The following is a 17,427-nucleotide window of genomic DNA, read 5'->3' as shown; positions in this document are numbered from 1 at the left end:
GCCGCGTGACCTTTTGCGCGCCCAGCGCGCCGATTTTACTGTGAATCGCGGCCTATGACCCATGTTCCAGGGGGCTTGCGGGCCGTTTCGCATCCGTCCTTTCCAGAGGAGGCCCCATGTCCCTTCGGCCCACCGCCACCAGCACCCGGCTCGGCATACTCGCCGCCGCCGGCGCGCTCGCCGCCTGCGCCCTCACCGGCCCCGCCGCCGCAGCCGACGACACCGAAGCGAGCGGCCACCCGCGCCTCTACAAGGGCCGTGTCATCGCCAAGGGCGGACTGATGCTGCGCACCGCCCCCCACCGGGGCAGCAAGGCGATCCGCAGCGTGCCGTACGGAAAGGTCGTCTCCATCTACTGCAAGACGACCGGCGACCACGTGGCGGGCAACAACCGCTGGTTCCTGCTCACCAACGGGACTTGGGCGTGGGGTGCCGCGCACTACATCGCCAACATCGGGCCCTCCCCGCGCTGGTGCTGACGCACCACAAGGACGGTGACATAAGCGGACATCAGGGCCTATCGCTTGCTACGTTCCGGGCATGACCGGAACAGCGACGGCGCCCCCCTCCGTACCCGCTGTTCGCGTGCCCCGGCGCCGTGGCACCGAAGTCGCACTGATCGTCGTGGCCGTCCTGCTCTCGGTCTACGGCTACTGCGGCGTCGGCCTCGCCAAGAACGGCACCGTCCCGCCCGGCGCCGTCGGTTACGGCGCCGGGCTCGGCGTGCTCGCGCTCCTGGCGCATCTCGCGGTCCGCTTCCGCGCCCCCTACGCCGATCCGCTGCTCCTGCCGATCGCCGTGCTCCTCAACGGCCTCGGTCTCGTCCTGATCTACCGGCTCGACCTGGAGACCCCCGGCGACGAGGCGGCGCCCACGCAACTCGTCTGGTCCACCGTCGGCGTGGCACTCTTCATCGCCGTCGTGCTCTTCCTCCGTGACCACCGGGTGCTCCAGCGGTACGCGTACATCTGTGTCGTCACCGCGCTGGTCCTGATGATCGTGCCGATCTTCTTCCCGGCCGTGAACGGCGCCCGGATCTGGATCAGGGTCGGCGGTTTCTCCATCCAGCCGGGCGAGTTCGCGAAGATCCTGCTCGCGATCTTCTTCGCCAGCTATCTCTCCGCCAACCACAACGCCCTCGCCTACACCGGCCGTACGGTCTGGAAGCTGACGAAGCTCCAGCTGCCGACCGGGCGGGTCCTCGGCCCGATCGTGGCGATCTGGCTCCTGAGCGTCGGGGTCCTCGTCCTCGAACGGGACCTCGGCACCTCGCTGCTCTTCTTCGGCCTCTTCGTGATCCTGTTGTACGTCGCCACCGGACGCACCGGCTGGATCGCGGTCGGCCTGGTGCTCGCCGGGATCGGGGCGTACACGGTCGGCTCGCTCGAACCCCACGTACACAGCCGGGTCGAGGACTGGCTGCACCCCTTCGCCTCCATCGACGCGGGCCAGGGCCCCAACCAACTGGCCCAGTCCCTCTTCGCGTTCGCGGCCGGCGGGATGCTCGGCACCGGGCTCGGCGCCGGGCACTCCATCCTCATCGGCTTCGCCGCCAAGTCCGACTTCATCCTGGCCACGGCGGGCGAGGAGCTGGGCCTCGCGGGGCTCGCCGCGATCTTCCTCCTTTACGCGCTCCTGGTGGAGCGCGGCTACCGGGCGGGGCTCGCCCTGCGGGACGCCTTCGGGCGGCTGCTGGCGGTGGGGCTCGCCTCGATCGTCGCGCTCCAGGTGTTCGTGATCGCGGGCGGGGTGACCGGGCTCATCCCGCTGACCGGCATGGCGATGCCGTTCCTGGCGCAGGGCGGCTCGTCCGTCGTCACCAACTGGATCATCGTGGCGCTGCTCATCCGGGTCAGCGACTCGGCACGCAGCCAACCGGTGGAGGCTCTGAAGGGGGGCGCCCCGTGACGCGGTACATCCGCCATGCCGCCGCGTTCTGCGCGCTGCTCCTGATCGCCCTGCTCGTGAACGCCACCCGCGTCCAGGTGGTGCAGTCCGACTCCTTCGACGAGAACCCCGCCAACCGCCGCCAGGCCATCGCCCGCTTCGGCCAGCCGCGCGGCGACATCATGGTCGACGGGCGCGCGGTCACCGGCTCCAAGGACACCGGGGAGCAGCTTCGCTACGAACGGACGTACAAGAACGGCCCGTTGTACGCCCCGGTGACCGGGTACGCCTCCCAGGTCTACGGCACGACCCTCCTGGAGAACGCCGAGGACGACATCCTCTCCGGCACCGACCCGATGCTCGCCCCGCTCCCCCTGTGGAACGACATCAGCCGCGCCCAGAACCCCGGAGGTCAGGTACGGACCACCATCAGGGCCGCGGCGCAGCAGGCCGCGTACGCCGGGCTCGGCGGCAAGAAGGGGGCGGTCGCCGCGATCGAACCGTCGACCGGGAAGATCCTCGCCCTGGTCAGCACGCCTTCGTACGATCCCGAGCGGCTCTCCGGCACCAGTGATGCCGTGGCAAGGTCCTGGGCGTCGCTGAACCGCAGCGCGGACAAGCCGATGCTGAACCGGGCGATCCGCCAGACGTACCCGCCGGGGTCGACGTTCAAGGTGGTCACGGCGGCGGCCGCCCTGGACGCGGGCACGGTCACGGACCTGGACGCCGCCACGAAGTCCCCGGCCCCGTACACGCTGCCCGGCACGAGCACGCGGCTGACGAACGAGGTCGACGGCTGCAAGAACGCGACCCTGCGCTACGCCTTCGAGTGGTCCTGCAACACGGTCTTCGCCAAGCTGGGCGCGGACACCGGCCTGAACGACATGCTGGACACGGCGGAGAACTTCGGCTTCAACGACAGCGGCCTGAAGATCCCGTCATCGGTGGCGGCGAGCAACTTCGACACGTCCATGGACGAGGCGCAGCTGGCGCTCTCCTCGATCGGCCAGTTCAACACACGGGCGACGCCGCTGCAGATGGCGATGGTCTCGGCTGCGGTGGCGAACGGCGGCCAGGTCGAGTCACCGCACCTGGTGGACGAGACCACGACGGACGACGGGAACGTGGTGCGGAACACCGGCACCAGCTCCCTGCACCAGGCCATGAACCCGGCCACGGCGATGCGGCTGCGGGAGCTGATGACCGGCGTGGTCGAGGAAGGCACCGGCGGCAACGCGGCGATCCCCGGCGCGACGGTCGGCGGCAAGACCGGCACGGCCCAGCACGGCATCGACAACACCGGGACGCCGTACGCCTGGTTCATCTCCTGGGCCCAGAAATCCGGCGACGCCCAGCCCTCGGTGGCGGTGGCGGTGGTCGTGGAGGACGCGGCGGCGGACCGGGGGGACATCAGCGGCGGCGGGAGCGCGGCGCCGGTGGCGAAGGCGGTGATGGAGGCGGTGCTCAGCGGCGGTTGAGGGCGGTGAGGTCGATGTCGAGAGGGAAGGGGAACTTGAGCTTGAGCTCCTTGCGGTGAATTCCCATGACGGCGTACTGCTTGGTAGCGGGGTCGAGCTCGTAGACGTAGACGACCGGCAGACCGTCCTCCTGCTCCACCCGCCAGAAGTGCCGGACGCCCGCTTGCGCGTACTTGCGGGGCTTGACCTCGCGGTCACGCTCCACGGAGTCGTCCGACACGACTTCGACGGCCAGGATCACGTCCTCGGGTTTGAACCAGGTCTGACGCGGGCCGGTGTCGGCGTCGACGGCGACGACGAGGACGTCTGGCTCTGGGCGGTTCCGGCGGTCCAGCTTCATCGTCATCTCACGAGCCACGTCCAGGTGCTCCGGCGCCTGGGTCATCAGGGCGCCCTCCAAGAGGCGCATGGCAAGCATGTGGAACCGGGTCTGCGGACTCATCACGACAAGCGCCCCATCAATCAGCTCCGTGTGCGGAGGGAGATTCGGGAGCTTGTCCAGGTCGTCCGCCACCCAGCCGTCGGCGGGCGGGACGGCCCACTCGTACCGGTCGTCCAACCCGTACTCGCGTGCGGCGGTCATAGTTACTCCCATACGCCGGAGTCTGCCGTGCACGACCAGCGTACCCAGCGAGAACCCCGAACCGCCCGCCCATCGGGTGATCAACTGCGGCGCGTTGACGTCAGTGGGTCGCCTCCCCCGAGGCGATCATGTCCGTCACCTCCGCCACCCGCTCCCCCTCCTCCGCCGCGAACCGCTCCGCGTCCAGCTTCTCCGCTATCTCCTCGTCCTGGGCCATCAGCTGGTCGAGGTTGGCGTTGCCCATCTCGAAGACGCCCATGTCGACGTACGCCTCCTGGAGCCGTTTGCCCCACAGGCCGATGTCCTTGACGCACGGCACGATGCGGCTGAAGAGCAACTGCCGGAAGAGGGCGAGGAACTCGGAGTTCTCGCTGCACTCCTCGGCCTCCGCCTTCGGGATGCCGAAGTTCTCCAGGACCTCGACGCCGCGCAGCCGGTCGCGCATCAAGTAGCAGCCCTCGATGACGAATTCCTCGCGCTCGCGCAGTTCCGCGTCGGAGAGCTGCTTGTAGTAGTCCCGCAGGGCCATGCGGCCGAAGGCCACGTGGCGTGCCTCGTCCTGCATGACGTACGCGAGGATCTGCTTGGGCAGCGGCTTGTCCGTCGTGTCGCGGATCATGCCGAAGGCGGCCAGGGCAAGACCCTCGATCAGGACCTGCATGCCGAGGTAGGGCATGTCCCAGCGGGAGTCGCGCAGGGTGTCGCCGAGCAGGGACTGGAGGTTGTCATTGATCGGGTAGAGCATGCCGATCTTGTCGTGCAGGAAGCGGCCGTAGACCTCCGCGTGCCGCGCCTCGTCCATGGTCTGGGTCGCGGAGTAGAACTTCGCGTCCAGGTCGGGGACGGACTCCACGATGCGCGCCGCACACACCATCGCGCCCTGCTCACCGTGCAGGAACTGGCTGAACTGCCAGGAGGCGTAGTGCTTGCGCAGTTCGCCCTTGTCCCGGTCGGTCATCTTGTCCCAGTGGCGGGTGCCGTAGAGCGACATGGACTCGTCGGGGGTGCCCAGGGGGTCGTACGGGTCGACCTCCAGGTCCCAGGCGATGCGCTTGGCTCCGTCCCACTGCTTGTCCTTGCCCTTCTGGTAGAGAGCGAGGAGCCGGGCGCGGCCCTCGTCGTACTCCCAGCTGAAGCGGGCGGCGCCGGTCGCGGGGATCTGCCAGGTGATGTCGTCGGGGGCGTGGGTGTACAGCTCGTGCGTGGACATGGACGGCTCCTAAGGGTGGGCCTTCGCTCTCCGTGATCGTCCTGGGCTGCTTTCGACTGCCTTGTACCACTTGGTAGTTGGCAGGCTCACACGTTCGTAGACGCCGGGTCAACAAGTCGCGCACAAGGGATTGACGCCCTTGCTGACAGGCAGTCTCATAATTCGTGACCGCCGGTAACTCTGACGACGAGGCAGGGGCAGAGTCATGACGACCATCACGGAGGACGCGGCGATCGAAGGGCTGCGGGACGCGCTCGGAGCGCTCAAGGACCGGGAGCAGGTGGCCGAGCGGCTGCTCGACTCCTCCGCCAAGCACTCCTTCGACCCCGACAAGGAGCTGGACTGGGAAGCGCCCTTCGAGGAGGGCAAATGGTTCTGGCCCCCGGAGCTGCTGTCTCTGTACGGCACGCCGATGTGGCAGCGGATGAGCGAGGAGCAGCGCATCGCGCTCTCCCAGCACGAGGCCGCCGCCCTCGCGTCGCTCGGCATCTGGTTCGAGCTGATCCTGATGCAGCTCCTCGTACGGCACATCTACGACAAGCCGGCGACGAGCGCCCATGTGCGCTATGCCCTGACCGAGATCGAGGACGAGTGCCGGCACTCGAAGATGTTCGCGCGCCTGATCACGCGCGGGGACACCCCGTACTACCCGGTCAGCGCCGTGCACCGGAACCTCGGCCGCCTCTTCAAGACCATCTCGACGACGCCCGGTTCGTTCACGGCGACGCTGCTCGGCGAGGAGATCCTCGACTGGATGCAGCGCCTGACGTTCCCGGACGAGCGTGTGCAGACCCTGGTGCGCGGTGTCACCCGCATCCACGTCGTGGAGGAGGCGCGCCATGTGCGGTACGCCCGTGAGGAACTGCGCCGCCAGATGGTGACGGCACCGCGCTGGTCCCAGGAGTTCACCCGCCTCACCTCGGGTGAGTTCGCCCGCGTCTTCTCCATCGCCTTCATCAACCCCGAGGTCTACACGAACGTCGGCCTGGACAAGCGCGAGGCCATGGCCCAGGTCAAGGCGAGCGCCCACCGCAGGGAGGTCATGCAGACGGGAGCCAAGCGGCTCACCGACTTCCTGGACGACATCGGGGTGCTGCGGGGCGCGGGGCGGCGGCTGTGGAAGAGCTCTGGACTGCTTGCGTAACCAAGAGGGTGCGCAGCGTTCCGGGGCGCTTGTTCGAAAGGGCGGTTACGCTGCGAGGCATGACCTCGCCTGCTCCCACCCGCGCGTACCGGCGCCTCAGTGTCGAAGAGCGGCAGCGGCAGCTCAAGGAGGCCGCCCTGTCCCTCTTCGCGGTGCGCGCACCCGACGAGGTCTCCCTCGACGACGTCGCGGAGGCGGCCGGAGTCTCCCGGCCACTCGTCTACCGCTACTTCCCGGGCGGCAAGCAGCAGTTGTACGAGGCCGCGCTGCGGTCCGCGGCCGACGAGCTGGAGAAGTGCTTCGCCGAACCGCCCGAGGGGCCGCTCACCCGGCGCCTGGCGAACGCGCTCGACCGCTACCTCGCCTTCGTGGATCAGCACGACGCGGGGTTCAGCGCGCTGCTCCAGGGCGGCAGTGTCGTGGAGACCTCGCGGACCACGGCCATCGTGGACGAGGTGCGCAGGACGGCCGCCGAGCACATCCTGGCCCACCTGGAGGTCGTGGGCGCCACGGGCCCGCGCCTTCGGATGACCGTGCGGATGTGGATCACCTCCGTCGAGGCGGCGTCCCTGATCTGGCTGGACGAGGAGAAGCAGCCGCCGCTGGACGAGCTGCGGGACTGGCTCGTCGAGCAGTTCATGGCGGTCCTCGTGGCCTCTGCCGGCCGCGACCCGCAGACCGCGGAGGCGGTACGGGTGGCGCTGGCGATGGAGACGCCCGACGGCCCCGCGGGCTCCCTGGCCCGGCGGGTGCTGCCCGTGGTGAGCGACGCGGCGCACCTGCTGTGACGCGCGGCAGCCGCCTGCTGTGACACTGGCCGGGTGAAGAGCGAAGACACCACCTTCGTGGGTGGCCCCCTGGACGGCCGTGTCCTGCCCATCCTGCTCGGTCCGACCGGCCACCCTCCGAAGGTGTACCGAGTCCCGGTCCCGGACGAGGCGGGTGGACCGGCGACCGTGCTGGTGTACCGCCGGGTGGCCAAGGCGGGGGGCAAGCGGCTGGGGCTGCACCAGGGCTGGACGTACGAGTACGACCCCGAGGGCGACAAGGCCGGGCCCGGACTCAAGTGGCCGTGGTCGAAGCCGGGCGGGACGGCGGGCTGAGGGTCGCCTCCGCAAGGACGGCGCGCCGTGGGGCCCTGGACGAGTGACCGCATTGCGCCAACCCGCGCACCTTCCGGAGGCGGGCCGCCCCGGGGCCGCCGATGCTCGCGGTGCGGGGCGGAGCCGCCGCCGCGCGCCGGAGGTGATGACATGTCAGGCAGGCTGCTGCGCTGGGTCGGTACGGGAGCCGCGGTCGGGGCGTTGCTGGCGACGGCTTCCCCGGCGTACGCCGTCCCACAGCCGGACGGCACCACCGAGCGCCCCGTGGCCGAGCTCCTGACGGATCTTCAGAAGGCGTACCGGAAGGCCGAGGAGGCGACGGAGAAGTACAACGCGGCCGCGGAGAAACTGAAGGAGCAGCGCGCCGAGGTCACCCGCCTGAACCGCGACCTGACCCGCGCCCGGACCTCCGTGCGCGAAAGCCGGGGCGCGGCGGGCCGGTTCGCCCGCCAGCAGTACCAGGGCACGACGAACATCTCCCCCTACGTACGCCTCCTCCTCGCCCGCAACCCGCAGCAGGCCCTGGACGAGGGGCATGTGATCGGACGGGCGGCGGCGGAGCGCGCCGCGACGGTGGACCGGCTGATCGGCGGCGAGAAGAGAGCGTCGGAGCTCGCGGCCAGGGCCAAGAGGGCCCTGGAGACCCAACAGGCGCTCGCGGCGCGGCGGAAGGAGGCGCGGGACACGGTCAAGGGACAGCTCAAGGAGGTCGAGGAGCTGCTCGCCTCGCTGAGCACGGAGCAGCTGGCGGATCTCGCGCGGGCCGAGGAGGAGGGGATGGCCGACGCGCAGCGCAAGTTCCTGGCGTCGGGCTCGCTGAGCGGGCCCCCGGGCTCCGCACCGACCCGGTCGCCCTCCCGGCGGGGGGACGAGGCGCTCGACTACGCCGTGCGGCAGATCGGGAAGCCGTACAAGTGGGGTGCGGAGGGGCCCAAGGCCTTCGACTGCTCGGGGCTCACTTCCCGGGCGTGGGCGGCGGCGGGGAAGGACATCCCTCGCACGTCGCAGGAGCAGTGGGCACAGCTGCGGCGGGTCTCGCTGCGGAAGCTGCGCCCGGGGGACCTGATCGTCTACTTCCGCAAGGCCACGCACGTGGCTCTCTACCTGGGTGACGGCATGGTGATCCAGGCCCCGCGCCCCGGAGCCCGGGTCAAGGTCTCCCCCATCGCGGCCAACCCCGTCCTGGGAGCGGTACGCCCCGACCCCTCGGCCAAGCCGATGAAGAACTACGTCCCGCCCAAGCTGCCGCGAGGGGCGACGAAGGGCGGCGACGCGGGGTACGGGCGGGCTGGTGCGCCCCAGGCATGAACGCCTGCACGAACAAGCCCGCCCGCCCACGACGGTCCGGCGGCGGGGTCAGCCCGTCAGCTCTTGCAGGTACGCGCCCGTCTTCTCCGGCTCATAGAAGAAGTTCTCGAAGTCCGACGGGTCGTTGAAGCCGTTCGCGAAGCGGTCCGCGGCCGGCTGGAGCCGGCCCGCCGCGCCGATCAGGTTCAGGACGTGCTCCGGCGGCGGCGCCAGCATCGCGTTCGTCCACTTGGTGACGTGCTGAGCCGTCTCCCAGTACCGGTCGAACGTGGTCTGCATCCACTCCTCGTCGAACGGCTTGTCGCCGCGCGAGACGATCGAGGAGAGGTACGAAGCCGCGCACTTCGAGGCCGAGTTGGATCCCTGACCCGTGATCGGGTCGTTGGCGACCACCACGTCCGCGACGCCGAGCACGAGCCCGCCGCCCGGCAGCCGCCCGATCGGCTTGCGTACCGTCGGCGCGTAACGGCCGGACAGCGTGCCGCCCGCGTCCGTCAGCTCGACCTTGGTCGCCCGCGCGTACTCCCACGGCGTGTACTTCTCGAGGAGTTCGAGGGTGAGCGCCAGGTGCTCCGAGGGGTCCTTGACCCCCTGGAAGACGTCGAGCGGGCCGCCCGGCACGCCCTCCCAGAACAGGATGTCCGCGCGACCGGAGGTGGTGAAGGTCGGCATGACGAAGAGTTCGCCGACGCCCGGCACCAGGTTGCACCGCACCGCGTCGAACTCGGGGTGCTCGGGCCGCGGCCCCATCCCGTGGACGTACGCGACGGCCAGCGCGCGCTGCGGGGTGTCGTACGGGGAGCGCGAGGCGTCCCGCTCGAACATCGAGACGAGCTCGCCCTTGCCCGCGGAGACAAGCACCAGGTCGTACGTGCGGGAGAAGTAGTCGAGGTCCGAGACCGCCGCGCCGTGGATGACCAGCTGGCCGCCGCGCTGCGCGAACGTCTCCATCCAGCCCGCCATCTTCACGCGCTGGTCGACGGACTGGGCGATCCCGTCCAGCTTGCCGACCCAGTCGATGACGCGGGATGAGTCGGGGCCTGCGACCGAGACGCCGAGGCCCTCGATCTTCGGGGCCTGGGACTCCCAGAAGTTCAGCTGCAGATCGCGCTCGTGCTGCAGCGCCGTGTGGAACATGCACTGGGTGGACATCACACGGCCGGACCGGACCTCGTCCGCCGTGCGGTTGGACATCAGGGTGACCTCGTACCCCTGCGACTGGAGTCCGAGCGCTATCTGGAGCCCGGCCTGACCGGCTCCGACGACGAGTATCTTCCGCATGCGGCAACTTCTCCTACGACGTACTGAAGACTGAGATGCTATTCGGGGGTTGCTGCGAGGGCGTGGCCCACCAACGAGAGCAACGACTCGATCACCGAGATCCGCTGCCTCGCGTCCATGATCAGCACCGGTATGTGCGCCGGGATCGTCAGCGCCTCACGGACGTCCGCGGGCTCGAACTCCTCGGTGCCCTCGAAGTGGTTGACGGCCACGATGTAGGGCAGCCCGCAGCTCTCGAAGTAGTCGAGCGCGGGGAAGCAGTCGGGCAGGCGGCGGGTGTCGGCGAGGACCACGGCACCGATCGCGCCGCGCACCAGGTCGTCCCACATGAACCAGAAGCGCTGCTGTCCCGGCGTACCGAAGAGGTAGAGCACCAGGTCGTCGTCGAGCGTGATCCGGCCGAAGTCCATGGCGACCGTGGTCGTGGTCTTGTCCGGGGTCGACGTGAGGTCGTCCGTGTCCTCGCTCGCCTGCGTCATCAGCGCCTCCGTCTGGAGGGGCGTGATCTCGGAGACCGCGGTGACCAGGGTCGTCTTGCCGACGCCGAAGCCGCCCGCCACCACGATCTTCGTGGCGATCGGGGCGCGGGTGCGGTCCGTCTGCCAGGCTTGGAGGTTTTCGTCCGGGTCGGGGCCCGGGTGGCGGAGTTCAGAGACGGCGGAGTCCACTCAGCACCCTTTCGAGCAGTGCGCGGTCCGGCTGTCCCGGGCCGTGGCCCGTTCCGTACACGCGGATCTTTCCCTGGTCTGCGAGGTCGCTGAGCAGTACGCGGACCACGCCGAGCGGCATCTTCAAAAGCGCGGAGATCTCCGCGACCGTACGCATACGGCGGCAGATCTCGACGATGGCCCGCAGCTCCGGCATGACGCGGGCGGTGGCGTTGCCCTGCGGCAGTTCGCGGCGCTCCTCGGGGGCATCGAGGGCGGCCACGAACGTCTCGACGAGCAGGACGTGACCGAAGCGGGTGCGTCCGCCGGTGAGGGAGTACGGGCGTACGCGCGCGGGTTTACGGTCACCGCCGCGCTGGGGCAGCTTGCCGGGCTTACTGCTCATCGGACGCTCTCCATCGACTGGCGCAGCTCGCTGCGGAGTTCGGGGGTGAGGACATGCCCGGCGCGGCCGACGAAGAGCGCCATGTGGTACGCGACGACGCTCATGTCGCAGTCCGGGGTGGCGTGCACGCCGAGCAGCGAGCCGTCGCTGATCGACATGACGAAGAGGCTGCCCTCCTCCATCGCGACGACGGTCTGCTTGACGGCTCCCGCGTCCATCAGCTTGCCGGCGCCGATGCAGAGGGAGCCCAGGCCGGACACGATGGTGGCGAGGTCGGCGCTTGAGCCCTTGGGGCCCGAACTGTTGTCGACGGGCTGCTCGTTGTTCCGCGCGGGGTCGGAGGAGAGCAGGAGCAGACCGTCGGAGGAGACCACCGCGACCGAAAGAAGGCCCGGCACCTCCTCGACGAGGTTTGTCAGCAACCAGTGCAGGTTGCGTGCTTCGCTGCTCAGTCCGAATCCGGCGGACGTGCTGCCGGGGGTGGGGCTGCCGGTGGATTTACCGCCGGTGGAAGAACTGGGCGAGCGCATGGGCGCAGTCAACTACTTGCCTCCTCGACTGTGTCCCCCATGTTTTTGGTCTCTTTGGTCTCTTTGGTCTCTGCGGTCTCAGCGGTCTTCTCGTTACGTTCGGTCAGCTCGGCCTCTACGTCGCGACGGCCGCTGACGGCTCCCTGGTGAAAGCCCCCGAGACGCTTGCGCAGCGCTTCGGCGTCGACGGAGCCGCTGCGCGCCTTGGGCACGGTGGGCCCCGGCGCGGTGATCTTCGGCGTGCGCTTGGGCAGCCCCTTGTCCGTGACGCGCTCCCACTTGGGGGCGGGGGCGGCTTCGGGGGCGGGCTCAGGCTGGGCTTCGGGCGCCGTCGGGGCCTCGGGGGCTGCCGGAGGTGCCGGAGGGGTCAGCTCCAGCGTCGTCTCGGGGGAAGCCGCGGGCTCAGGCTCGGCCTCCGTCTCCGCCTCGCGCACCGCGTGCTCCGCAGCCGCGATCAGCGGGTCCTCATCGGCCCCGGTGGCGGCGGCCGATGCTGAGCGTCCCGGCAGCACATTGGAGTTGGCCTCGGCCTCCGAGCCCGGAAGGTGCAGGGCGGGCGCCCCGCCGGGTACGTGCTCACCGACCGGCGGAGCCGACACCGCGGGCGCCGCGGCGAGAATCACCTTCGGCAGGACCACGACCGCCGCGACGCCACCCTGCTTCTGCTCGCGCAGCCGGACCCGCGCCCCGTGCCGCGCGGCGAGCCGGGCCACGACGTACAGGCCGAGCCCGAGTCCGTCCCCGCTCTCCTGGTCGTACGCGTCGTCGGGACGGAAATCCGCCAGGCGGGAGTTGAGCTCCTCCATGCGGTCCTCGGTGACCCCTATGCCCTCGTCCTGCACGGAGAGCATGACCTCGCCGCTCTCCAGGAGCCAGCCGGAGACCTCCACGGAGGCGTCCGGCGGCGAGAACGACGTCGCGTTCTCCAGGAGCTCGGCGACCAGGTGGCTGATGTCGTCCGCGGCGAAGCCCGCGATGTGCGCGTGCGGCGGCAGCGTGGCGATGCGCACCCGCTCGTACCGCTCGATCTCGCTGACGGCGGCGCGTACGACGTCGACCAGCGGGACCGGGCCCGGGTGCTGGTGGCCGTGCTCGGCGCCCGCGAGGACCAGGAGGTTCTCGCTGTGGCGGCGCATGACCGTCGCGAAGTGGTCGAGCTTGAAGAGCGTGGCGAGGCGGTCGGGGTCCTGCTCGCGGTCCTCCAGGTTCTCGATGACGGCGAGCTGCCGCTCGACCAGGCCGAGGGTGCGCAGCGCCAGATTGACGAACGTGCCGTGGATGGACTGCCGCACCCGCTCCAGGTGGGCGGAGGCCTCGGCCAGTTCGGCGCGCAGCGCCTCCCGCTCGTCGGCCATGGACTGGCGCTTGCCGATGAGGTGCTTGCGGTCGGCTTCGAGCGTGGTCAGACGCTCGGTGAGGGCCGCCGCATGCTCGTGCAGCGCGTTGACGGACCGTACGACCTGGGCGAACTCGTCGTCGCGGCCCGTGAAGCGGATCGGCTCCTGAGGCGCGGGCTCGTGGGCCAGGCGCGCCGAGCCGATGCGCAGGACGGCGAGCGGGCGGGTCAGGCTGCGGGCCATCGCCATGGAGACGCCGACCGCGACGAGCAGCGTGACGCCGACGAGCGCGACGCGGATCTCCAGCGCCGTCACGTCGTCGTCGCGCAGCTTGGTGAGGTCCTTGGTGCGCTGCACCATGAGCGCGGACTCGGCGCCGCGCATCATCTCGATGCGGGCGGAGAGCGCGGTGTCGAGCTTCTTGCGGTCGTAGCCGAGCTCGGTGGTGGAGAGCGTGGGCTGGTCGGTGAGGCGGGTGAGGTACTTCTCGGCCGTGGTCACCTCGTGGCCCGTGACCGTCGAGTCGTACGTGGTGCGGGCGCGGTCCGTGGCCGCGTCCCGGAAGTCGGAGAGTGACGCCTGCGCGCGCACGTGGGCCTGCTGGCCGGCGGCGCTGAGGGTGTCGCGGCTCTTCTCGGCGGCGGGGGACTCGTCGACCACGGTGGTGGGCAGGCCGGTGACGGGGTCGACACCGGTGCTCGTCTCCGTGGAGCGCGGGACGGCGAGGGTGGCCAGGAGCAGGCCGCGGGCGCTCGCCGCCTGTTCGACGGCGTGGTCCAGGTCGGCGAGCGCGTAGGCGCCGGAGCCCGCGCGGGGCGGGGTCTTCTCGGCGAGCTCGCGGGTGAGGCCGTGCAGTTCGGTGATGACGTTCGAGTACGCCGTGTGGGCTTGGAGAGCAGTGCTCTTGCCGGTGAGCGCCGCTCTGCGCACGGCTGCGATGTCGGCGAGGTCCCCCCGCAGAGCGGCCGGGGCGTCGGCCGTGCGCAGCTCCTCGATCTGACGGTCCACGCGGGCGCTGCGGCTCTCGGAGAGCCCCTTGCCCTGCGGGCGGCCCGCGGCGATGAACGAGGTGACCTCGTCGCGCTCGTCGGCCAGCGAGTGGCCGAGGGAAACGGCGTCCTGGGTGCGCTCGGCGAGGGTCACCAACTGCTGTGCGTCACCGAGTTGCCCGGAGGCGGCGACGATGGCGGGTGCTCCGGCACCGGCGATCGCGGCGGCCACGACGGCGACGGCGACGATCAGTCGATTGCGTACCCGTGCGGTGGGCTTGGAGTTGGCGGGCTTCACGGGCTTCGCGGGCTTCGAGCCGTCAGGAGGCGTCACGGCGGGGGCTGTGTGATCTCCCGCCGCGTTCTCTCCCGTGGCGTTCCCCGCGCTGCCCGCGTTCTCCGCCGCTGTGGGCTCGGACGCACGCTCCGTAGGGATGGTCGCGCCCGGCGTGGCCCCTTCGGGAGCCGTCTGCTTGCCCTTGCGCCCAGGCCGCATCTTCTGCACCGGTGCTCGCATTCTTCTTTTTCGTCTGCCCATGGGCCCGGGTGACGATCCGTCAACACACGCGCCCCCCGGTACGGCTCCAGACCCTTCCAGTGCCGATGGGTGGCAGTCGTGCATCACATGCCTGGCCACCCGAAGGAGTGAACATCGGCGGGGAGTTGGCGAGCAAGTCCCGCCCCGGGCCGAAAGTCCCGGCCACGGTGCGCCGGTTGGACGTCGACCGCAGGCTTTGGCAGGATGCGCCGCCACACGCCGCCGGAGGCGATCATTCCGACTGAAATCCGGCGCCTGACCTGCTGGTCCGGGCCAAGCCCCGCCGCCTCGGGGCTCCCGGACGACCCTGTGAAGGCCTCGTGCAGACTGGCCGAATGCGTATCGAACTCGCCACCGAGCCCGGAGACCCCGCGCGGCCCAACGAGGACTATGCGGCGGTGATCCTTCCCGCGGCCGGACAAGGCGGAGCGCTCGTCCTTCTGGACGGGGTGACTCCGCCTGTCGGAGATGACGGCTGTCTGCATTCGGTCCCCTGGTTCACGGCGCGGCTCGGCGGCGCGCTGGGAGAACTGTCCGTTTCGCGGCGGGATATGACGCTCCCTGAGATTCTCGCGGCGGCGATCGTGCGCACCGCGAAGGCCCATGGTCAGACTTGTGACCTTTCTCACCCACGTACGCCTCAGGCGACGGTGATTCTGGTGCGTTGGGACGAGGAGCGGGTCGAGCACCTCGTCCTCTCCGACTCCGCGCTCCTGGTGGCGGGCCCGGACGGCCACGTCACGCCGGTGCTCGACGAGCGCCTCGCGGAACTGCCCCCGCGAATTCTCGCCATGCGCGACGCGGTCCGTGCACTGCCGCGCGGCTCCGCCGAGCGAGAGGAGGCGGGCCGCGCGTACGGCGCCGCCGTCGAGGCCCTGCGGAACGCGGAGGACGGCTTCTTCACGGCGGCAGCCGACCCGTCGGCGGCGGCGCGTGCGGTCACCGGCACCTGGCCGCGCGCCGAGGTGTCGGCGGTGGCGGCTCTCACGGACGGCGTCGGCCGGTGGGTCGAGACGTTCCGGCAGGGCGACTGGGCGGAGTGCTTCGCGCTGCTGCGCAAGGACGGCCCGCAGCGCCTGGTGGACCGAGTGCGGGAGCTGGAACGAGCGGACCCCGAGGGCACGGCGTTCCCGCGGGGCAAGCGGCATGACGACGCGGCGGTGGTCTACGCGGAGTTCTGACGCGACCGGGGGTGCGCCCCCAAGGGGCGCGGGGAACTGCGCGACCAGCCACGACGCAGCCGCGGACGGAGACGTGCCGCACCCCGGCCCGAGTGGGCGGCCGGTTCCCTCAAGACTCCGGGGACTCGTTCAGCTGCCGCAGCAAGCGGGCAAGCTCCGCGACCTCCGTGCGGTCCCACCCGGCCAGCTTCCGCACATACCGCTCCCGCCGCCCGGCCCGCACCGTACGGAACCGTGTGCCGCCCTCCCGCGTGAGGCGCACGAGCCAGGCCCGCCCGTCGGCGGGGTCGGGCTCGCGGGCGACGAGCCCCAGCTCCTCCAGGGCCCGCAGCTGGCGGCTCATCGTCGCCTTGCCGACACCGATGTACGCGGCGAGATCCGTGGCCCGCTGCGGGCCGGAGTCGTCGAGGCAGACCAGGAGTCCGTACGCGGCGGGCTCCAGGTCGGGGTGGACCTGCCTGGCCATCTCCCCGGACGAGGCGCGCGCCCGGCGCAGGAGCAGCGTCAACTCGCGCTCCAGGGAGAGGAACTCACGGTCGATCCCGCTGCTCACGTCGGCCCCGCCGCTGTTCACGTCGGCCCCGCCGCTGTTCACGTCGACTGCACCGTCGTTCTGGCCCTCGTGCACTTCAGCACCCATGGCACGCTTTCTTTCCGGATCAGAGAAGTTTTCCGCCCCGCACGGCGGCAGACATCCGCGTCGGCCCATCGCCGCAGCTCGACCAGTATTTCGTAACGCCCCGACGGCTCACGCCGAGGACACCGCCGCTGGAGTAGACCAACGGCAGACACCGGACCCCCTTCCCAGCCTCGGGTCTACGTGCGTAGCGTCATGCATGACATGTTCACACCACGAATGTGTCGACAGGTCCCCCCACGAGCTCCATCGAGCTCAATCGAGGCCTACGGAGGCACGCACATGCCCGTGCACAGACCCGGAACGCCCCGCCGCTCCCGCTGGTCAGCGGCCGCAGTCCTGCTCTCAGTCCTCTCCGCCCTCTCCCTCCTCCTCACGCTGCCGGGCGCCGCACAGGCCGCCGACGGCGACGACACACCGGCCCGCGGCTCCGCCCGCATGGGCCAGGGCGTCGTCGAGCACGACGGGCAGGGCAGTCTGCCGCCCAGCGGCGACGCCGTACAGACCGAAGGCGTCGACGTCAGCAGCCATCAGGGCAACGTCGCCTGGTCGACGCTCTGGAACAGCGGCGTGAAGTGGTCCTACGTGAAGGCGACCGAGGGCACGTACTACAAGAACCCCTACTTCGCCCAGCAGTACAACGGTTCGTACAACGTGGGCATGATCCGCGGGGCCTACCACTTCGCCACGCCCGACACCTCCACCGGCGCCGCCCAGGCCAACTACTTCGTGGACAACGGCGGCGGCTGGTCGCGCGACGGCAAGACGCTGCCGGGCGCGCTGGACATCGAGTGGAATCCGTACGGGGCGGCCTGCTTCGGCAAGTCCCAGTCCGCGATGGTCACGTGGATCCGGGACTTCCTGAACCAGTACAGGGCGCGCACCGGACGGCACGCGGTGATCTACACGGCCACCAGCTGGTGGAAGCAGTGCACCGGCAACTACGGCGGCTTCGCCGTCAACAACCCGCTGTGGATCGCGCGTTACAACACGTCCCCGGGCGAGCTGCCCGCCGGATGGGGCTTCCACACGATGTGGCAGTACACCTCGTCGGGCCCGACGGTCGGGGACCACAACAAGTTCAACGGCGCCCTGGACAGGGTGGTGGCGCTCGCCAACGGCTGAGCGGACCCACCGAGCGTGAGGGCCCGGGACCCCTTTCGGGGTC

At 70.4% G+C, this 17,427-nt stretch carries 17 protein-coding genes; 9 read left to right on the top strand and 8 right to left on the bottom strand.

From position 1 onward, the window contains the following. The first annotated feature begins 116 nt into the window (after positions 1-116). From AB0I94_RS05915 to AB0I94_RS05905, 3 genes are all read left to right on the top strand, one after another. Complete coding sequence (locus tag AB0I94_RS05915; protein ID WP_363308171.1) at positions 117-479, top strand: SH3 domain-containing protein; 363 nt, start codon at positions 117-119, stop codon at positions 477-479. Between the two features lie 61 nt (positions 480-540). Beyond that, the gene (locus AB0I94_RS05910; RefSeq protein ID WP_363308170.1) at positions 541-1,908 is read left to right on the top strand and encodes an FtsW/RodA/SpoVE family cell cycle protein; all 1,368 of its coding nucleotides are present in this window, start codon (positions 541-543) and stop codon (positions 1,906-1,908) included. Next, on the top strand, positions 1,905-3,365 hold the full coding sequence (locus tag AB0I94_RS05905; protein ID WP_363308169.1) for a penicillin-binding transpeptidase domain-containing protein: 1,461 nt from the start codon (positions 1,905-1,907) through the stop codon (positions 3,363-3,365). The genes AB0I94_RS05910 and AB0I94_RS05905 overlap by 4 nt, the downstream gene beginning before the upstream one ends. Here AB0I94_RS05905 and AB0I94_RS05900 read toward each other — a convergent pair. Then, positions 3,352-3,948, bottom strand: a complete 597-nt coding sequence (locus AB0I94_RS05900) for a Uma2 family endonuclease (protein ID WP_363308168.1) — start codon at positions 3,946-3,948, stop codon at positions 3,352-3,354. The two genes, AB0I94_RS05905 and AB0I94_RS05900, sit on opposite strands and share 14 nt — an antisense overlap. Positions 3,949-4,048: 100 nt before the next feature. Then, entirely contained in the window at positions 4,049-5,158 is a 1,110-nt protein-coding gene (locus tag AB0I94_RS05895; protein WP_363308167.1) for a ferritin-like domain-containing protein, read from the bottom strand. Between the two features lie 205 nt (positions 5,159-5,363). Here AB0I94_RS05895 and AB0I94_RS05890 point away from each other — a divergent pair, with 205 nt between their 5' ends. The 4 genes from AB0I94_RS05890 to AB0I94_RS05875 all read left to right on the top strand — a co-directional run bounded on the left by AB0I94_RS05890 (position 5,364) and on the right by AB0I94_RS05875 (position 8,713). Continuing rightward, entirely contained in the window at positions 5,364-6,302 is a 939-nt protein-coding gene (locus tag AB0I94_RS05890) for a diiron oxygenase (RefSeq protein ID WP_363308166.1), read from the top strand. A gap of 59 nt (positions 6,303-6,361) precedes the next feature. Then, the gene (locus AB0I94_RS05885) at positions 6,362-7,090 is read left to right on the top strand and encodes a TetR/AcrR family transcriptional regulator (RefSeq protein WP_363308165.1); all 729 of its coding nucleotides are present in this window, start codon (positions 6,362-6,364) and stop codon (positions 7,088-7,090) included. A 33-nt stretch (positions 7,091-7,123) separates the two neighbouring features. Continuing rightward, complete coding sequence (locus tag AB0I94_RS05880; protein ID WP_363308164.1) at positions 7,124-7,405, top strand: hypothetical protein; 282 nt, start codon at positions 7,124-7,126, stop codon at positions 7,403-7,405. 150 nt (positions 7,406-7,555) lie between these two features. Further along, entirely contained in the window at positions 7,556-8,713 is a 1,158-nt protein-coding gene (locus tag AB0I94_RS05875) for an NlpC/P60 family protein (protein WP_363308163.1), read from the top strand. Positions 8,714-8,761: 48 nt separating this feature from the next. On the opposite strand, the gene AB0I94_RS05870 is transcribed toward AB0I94_RS05875, so the two are convergent. The 5 genes from AB0I94_RS05870 to AB0I94_RS05850 are packed head-to-tail and all read right to left on the bottom strand — an operon-like array spanning position 8,762 to position 14,420. Further along, positions 8,762-9,994, bottom strand: coding sequence for a styrene monooxygenase/indole monooxygenase family protein (locus AB0I94_RS05870; RefSeq protein WP_363308162.1), 1,233 nt, complete (start codon positions 9,992-9,994; stop codon positions 8,762-8,764). Between the two features lie 38 nt (positions 9,995-10,032). Continuing rightward, the gene (locus tag AB0I94_RS05865; protein ID WP_363308161.1) at positions 10,033-10,662 is read right to left on the bottom strand and encodes an ATP/GTP-binding protein; all 630 of its coding nucleotides are present in this window, start codon (positions 10,660-10,662) and stop codon (positions 10,033-10,035) included. Continuing rightward, positions 10,643-11,047 carry a DUF742 domain-containing protein gene (locus tag AB0I94_RS05860; protein WP_363308160.1) on the bottom strand — a complete coding sequence of 135 codons (405 nt, stop codon included), beginning with the start codon at positions 11,045-11,047 and terminating at the stop codon, positions 10,643-10,645. Before AB0I94_RS05860 ends, AB0I94_RS05865 begins: the two co-directional genes overlap by 20 nt. Next, entirely contained in the window at positions 11,044-11,577 is a 534-nt protein-coding gene (locus AB0I94_RS05855; protein ID WP_363308159.1) for a roadblock/LC7 domain-containing protein, read from the bottom strand. Before AB0I94_RS05855 ends, AB0I94_RS05860 begins: the two co-directional genes overlap by 4 nt. An 8-nt stretch (positions 11,578-11,585) precedes the next feature. Beyond that, positions 11,586-14,420, bottom strand: a complete 2,835-nt coding sequence (locus AB0I94_RS05850; RefSeq protein ID WP_363308158.1) for a nitrate- and nitrite sensing domain-containing protein — start codon at positions 14,418-14,420, stop codon at positions 11,586-11,588. A 356-nt stretch (positions 14,421-14,776) separates the two neighbouring features. On the opposite strand from AB0I94_RS05850, the gene AB0I94_RS05845 reads away from it, so the two are divergent. After that, positions 14,777-15,622 carry a protein phosphatase 2C domain-containing protein gene (locus tag AB0I94_RS05845; protein ID WP_363308157.1) on the top strand — a complete coding sequence of 282 codons (846 nt, stop codon included), beginning with the start codon at positions 14,777-14,779 and terminating at the stop codon, positions 15,620-15,622. 109 nt (positions 15,623-15,731) lie between these two features. Here AB0I94_RS05845 and AB0I94_RS05840 read toward each other — a convergent pair whose 3' ends face one another. Continuing rightward, on the bottom strand, positions 15,732-16,262 hold the full coding sequence (locus AB0I94_RS05840; RefSeq protein WP_363308156.1) for a MarR family transcriptional regulator: 531 nt from the start codon (positions 16,260-16,262) through the stop codon (positions 15,732-15,734). A 279-nt stretch (positions 16,263-16,541) separates the two neighbouring features. Between AB0I94_RS05840 and AB0I94_RS05835 the strand changes: the two genes are divergently transcribed. Further along, positions 16,542-17,384 carry a lysozyme gene (locus tag AB0I94_RS05835; protein WP_363308155.1) on the top strand — a complete coding sequence of 281 codons (843 nt, stop codon included), beginning with the start codon at positions 16,542-16,544 and terminating at the stop codon, positions 17,382-17,384. The last annotated feature ends 43 nt before the right edge of the window (positions 17,385-17,427 follow it).

The sequence above is a fragment of the Streptomyces sp. NPDC050147 genome, assembly GCF_040660195.1.
Classification (GTDB): Bacteria; Actinomycetota; Actinomycetes; order Streptomycetales; family Streptomycetaceae; genus Streptomyces.
Note: the sequence above shows the minus strand (reverse complement) of the source record. Positions and strands in the feature narration are given on the sequence as shown.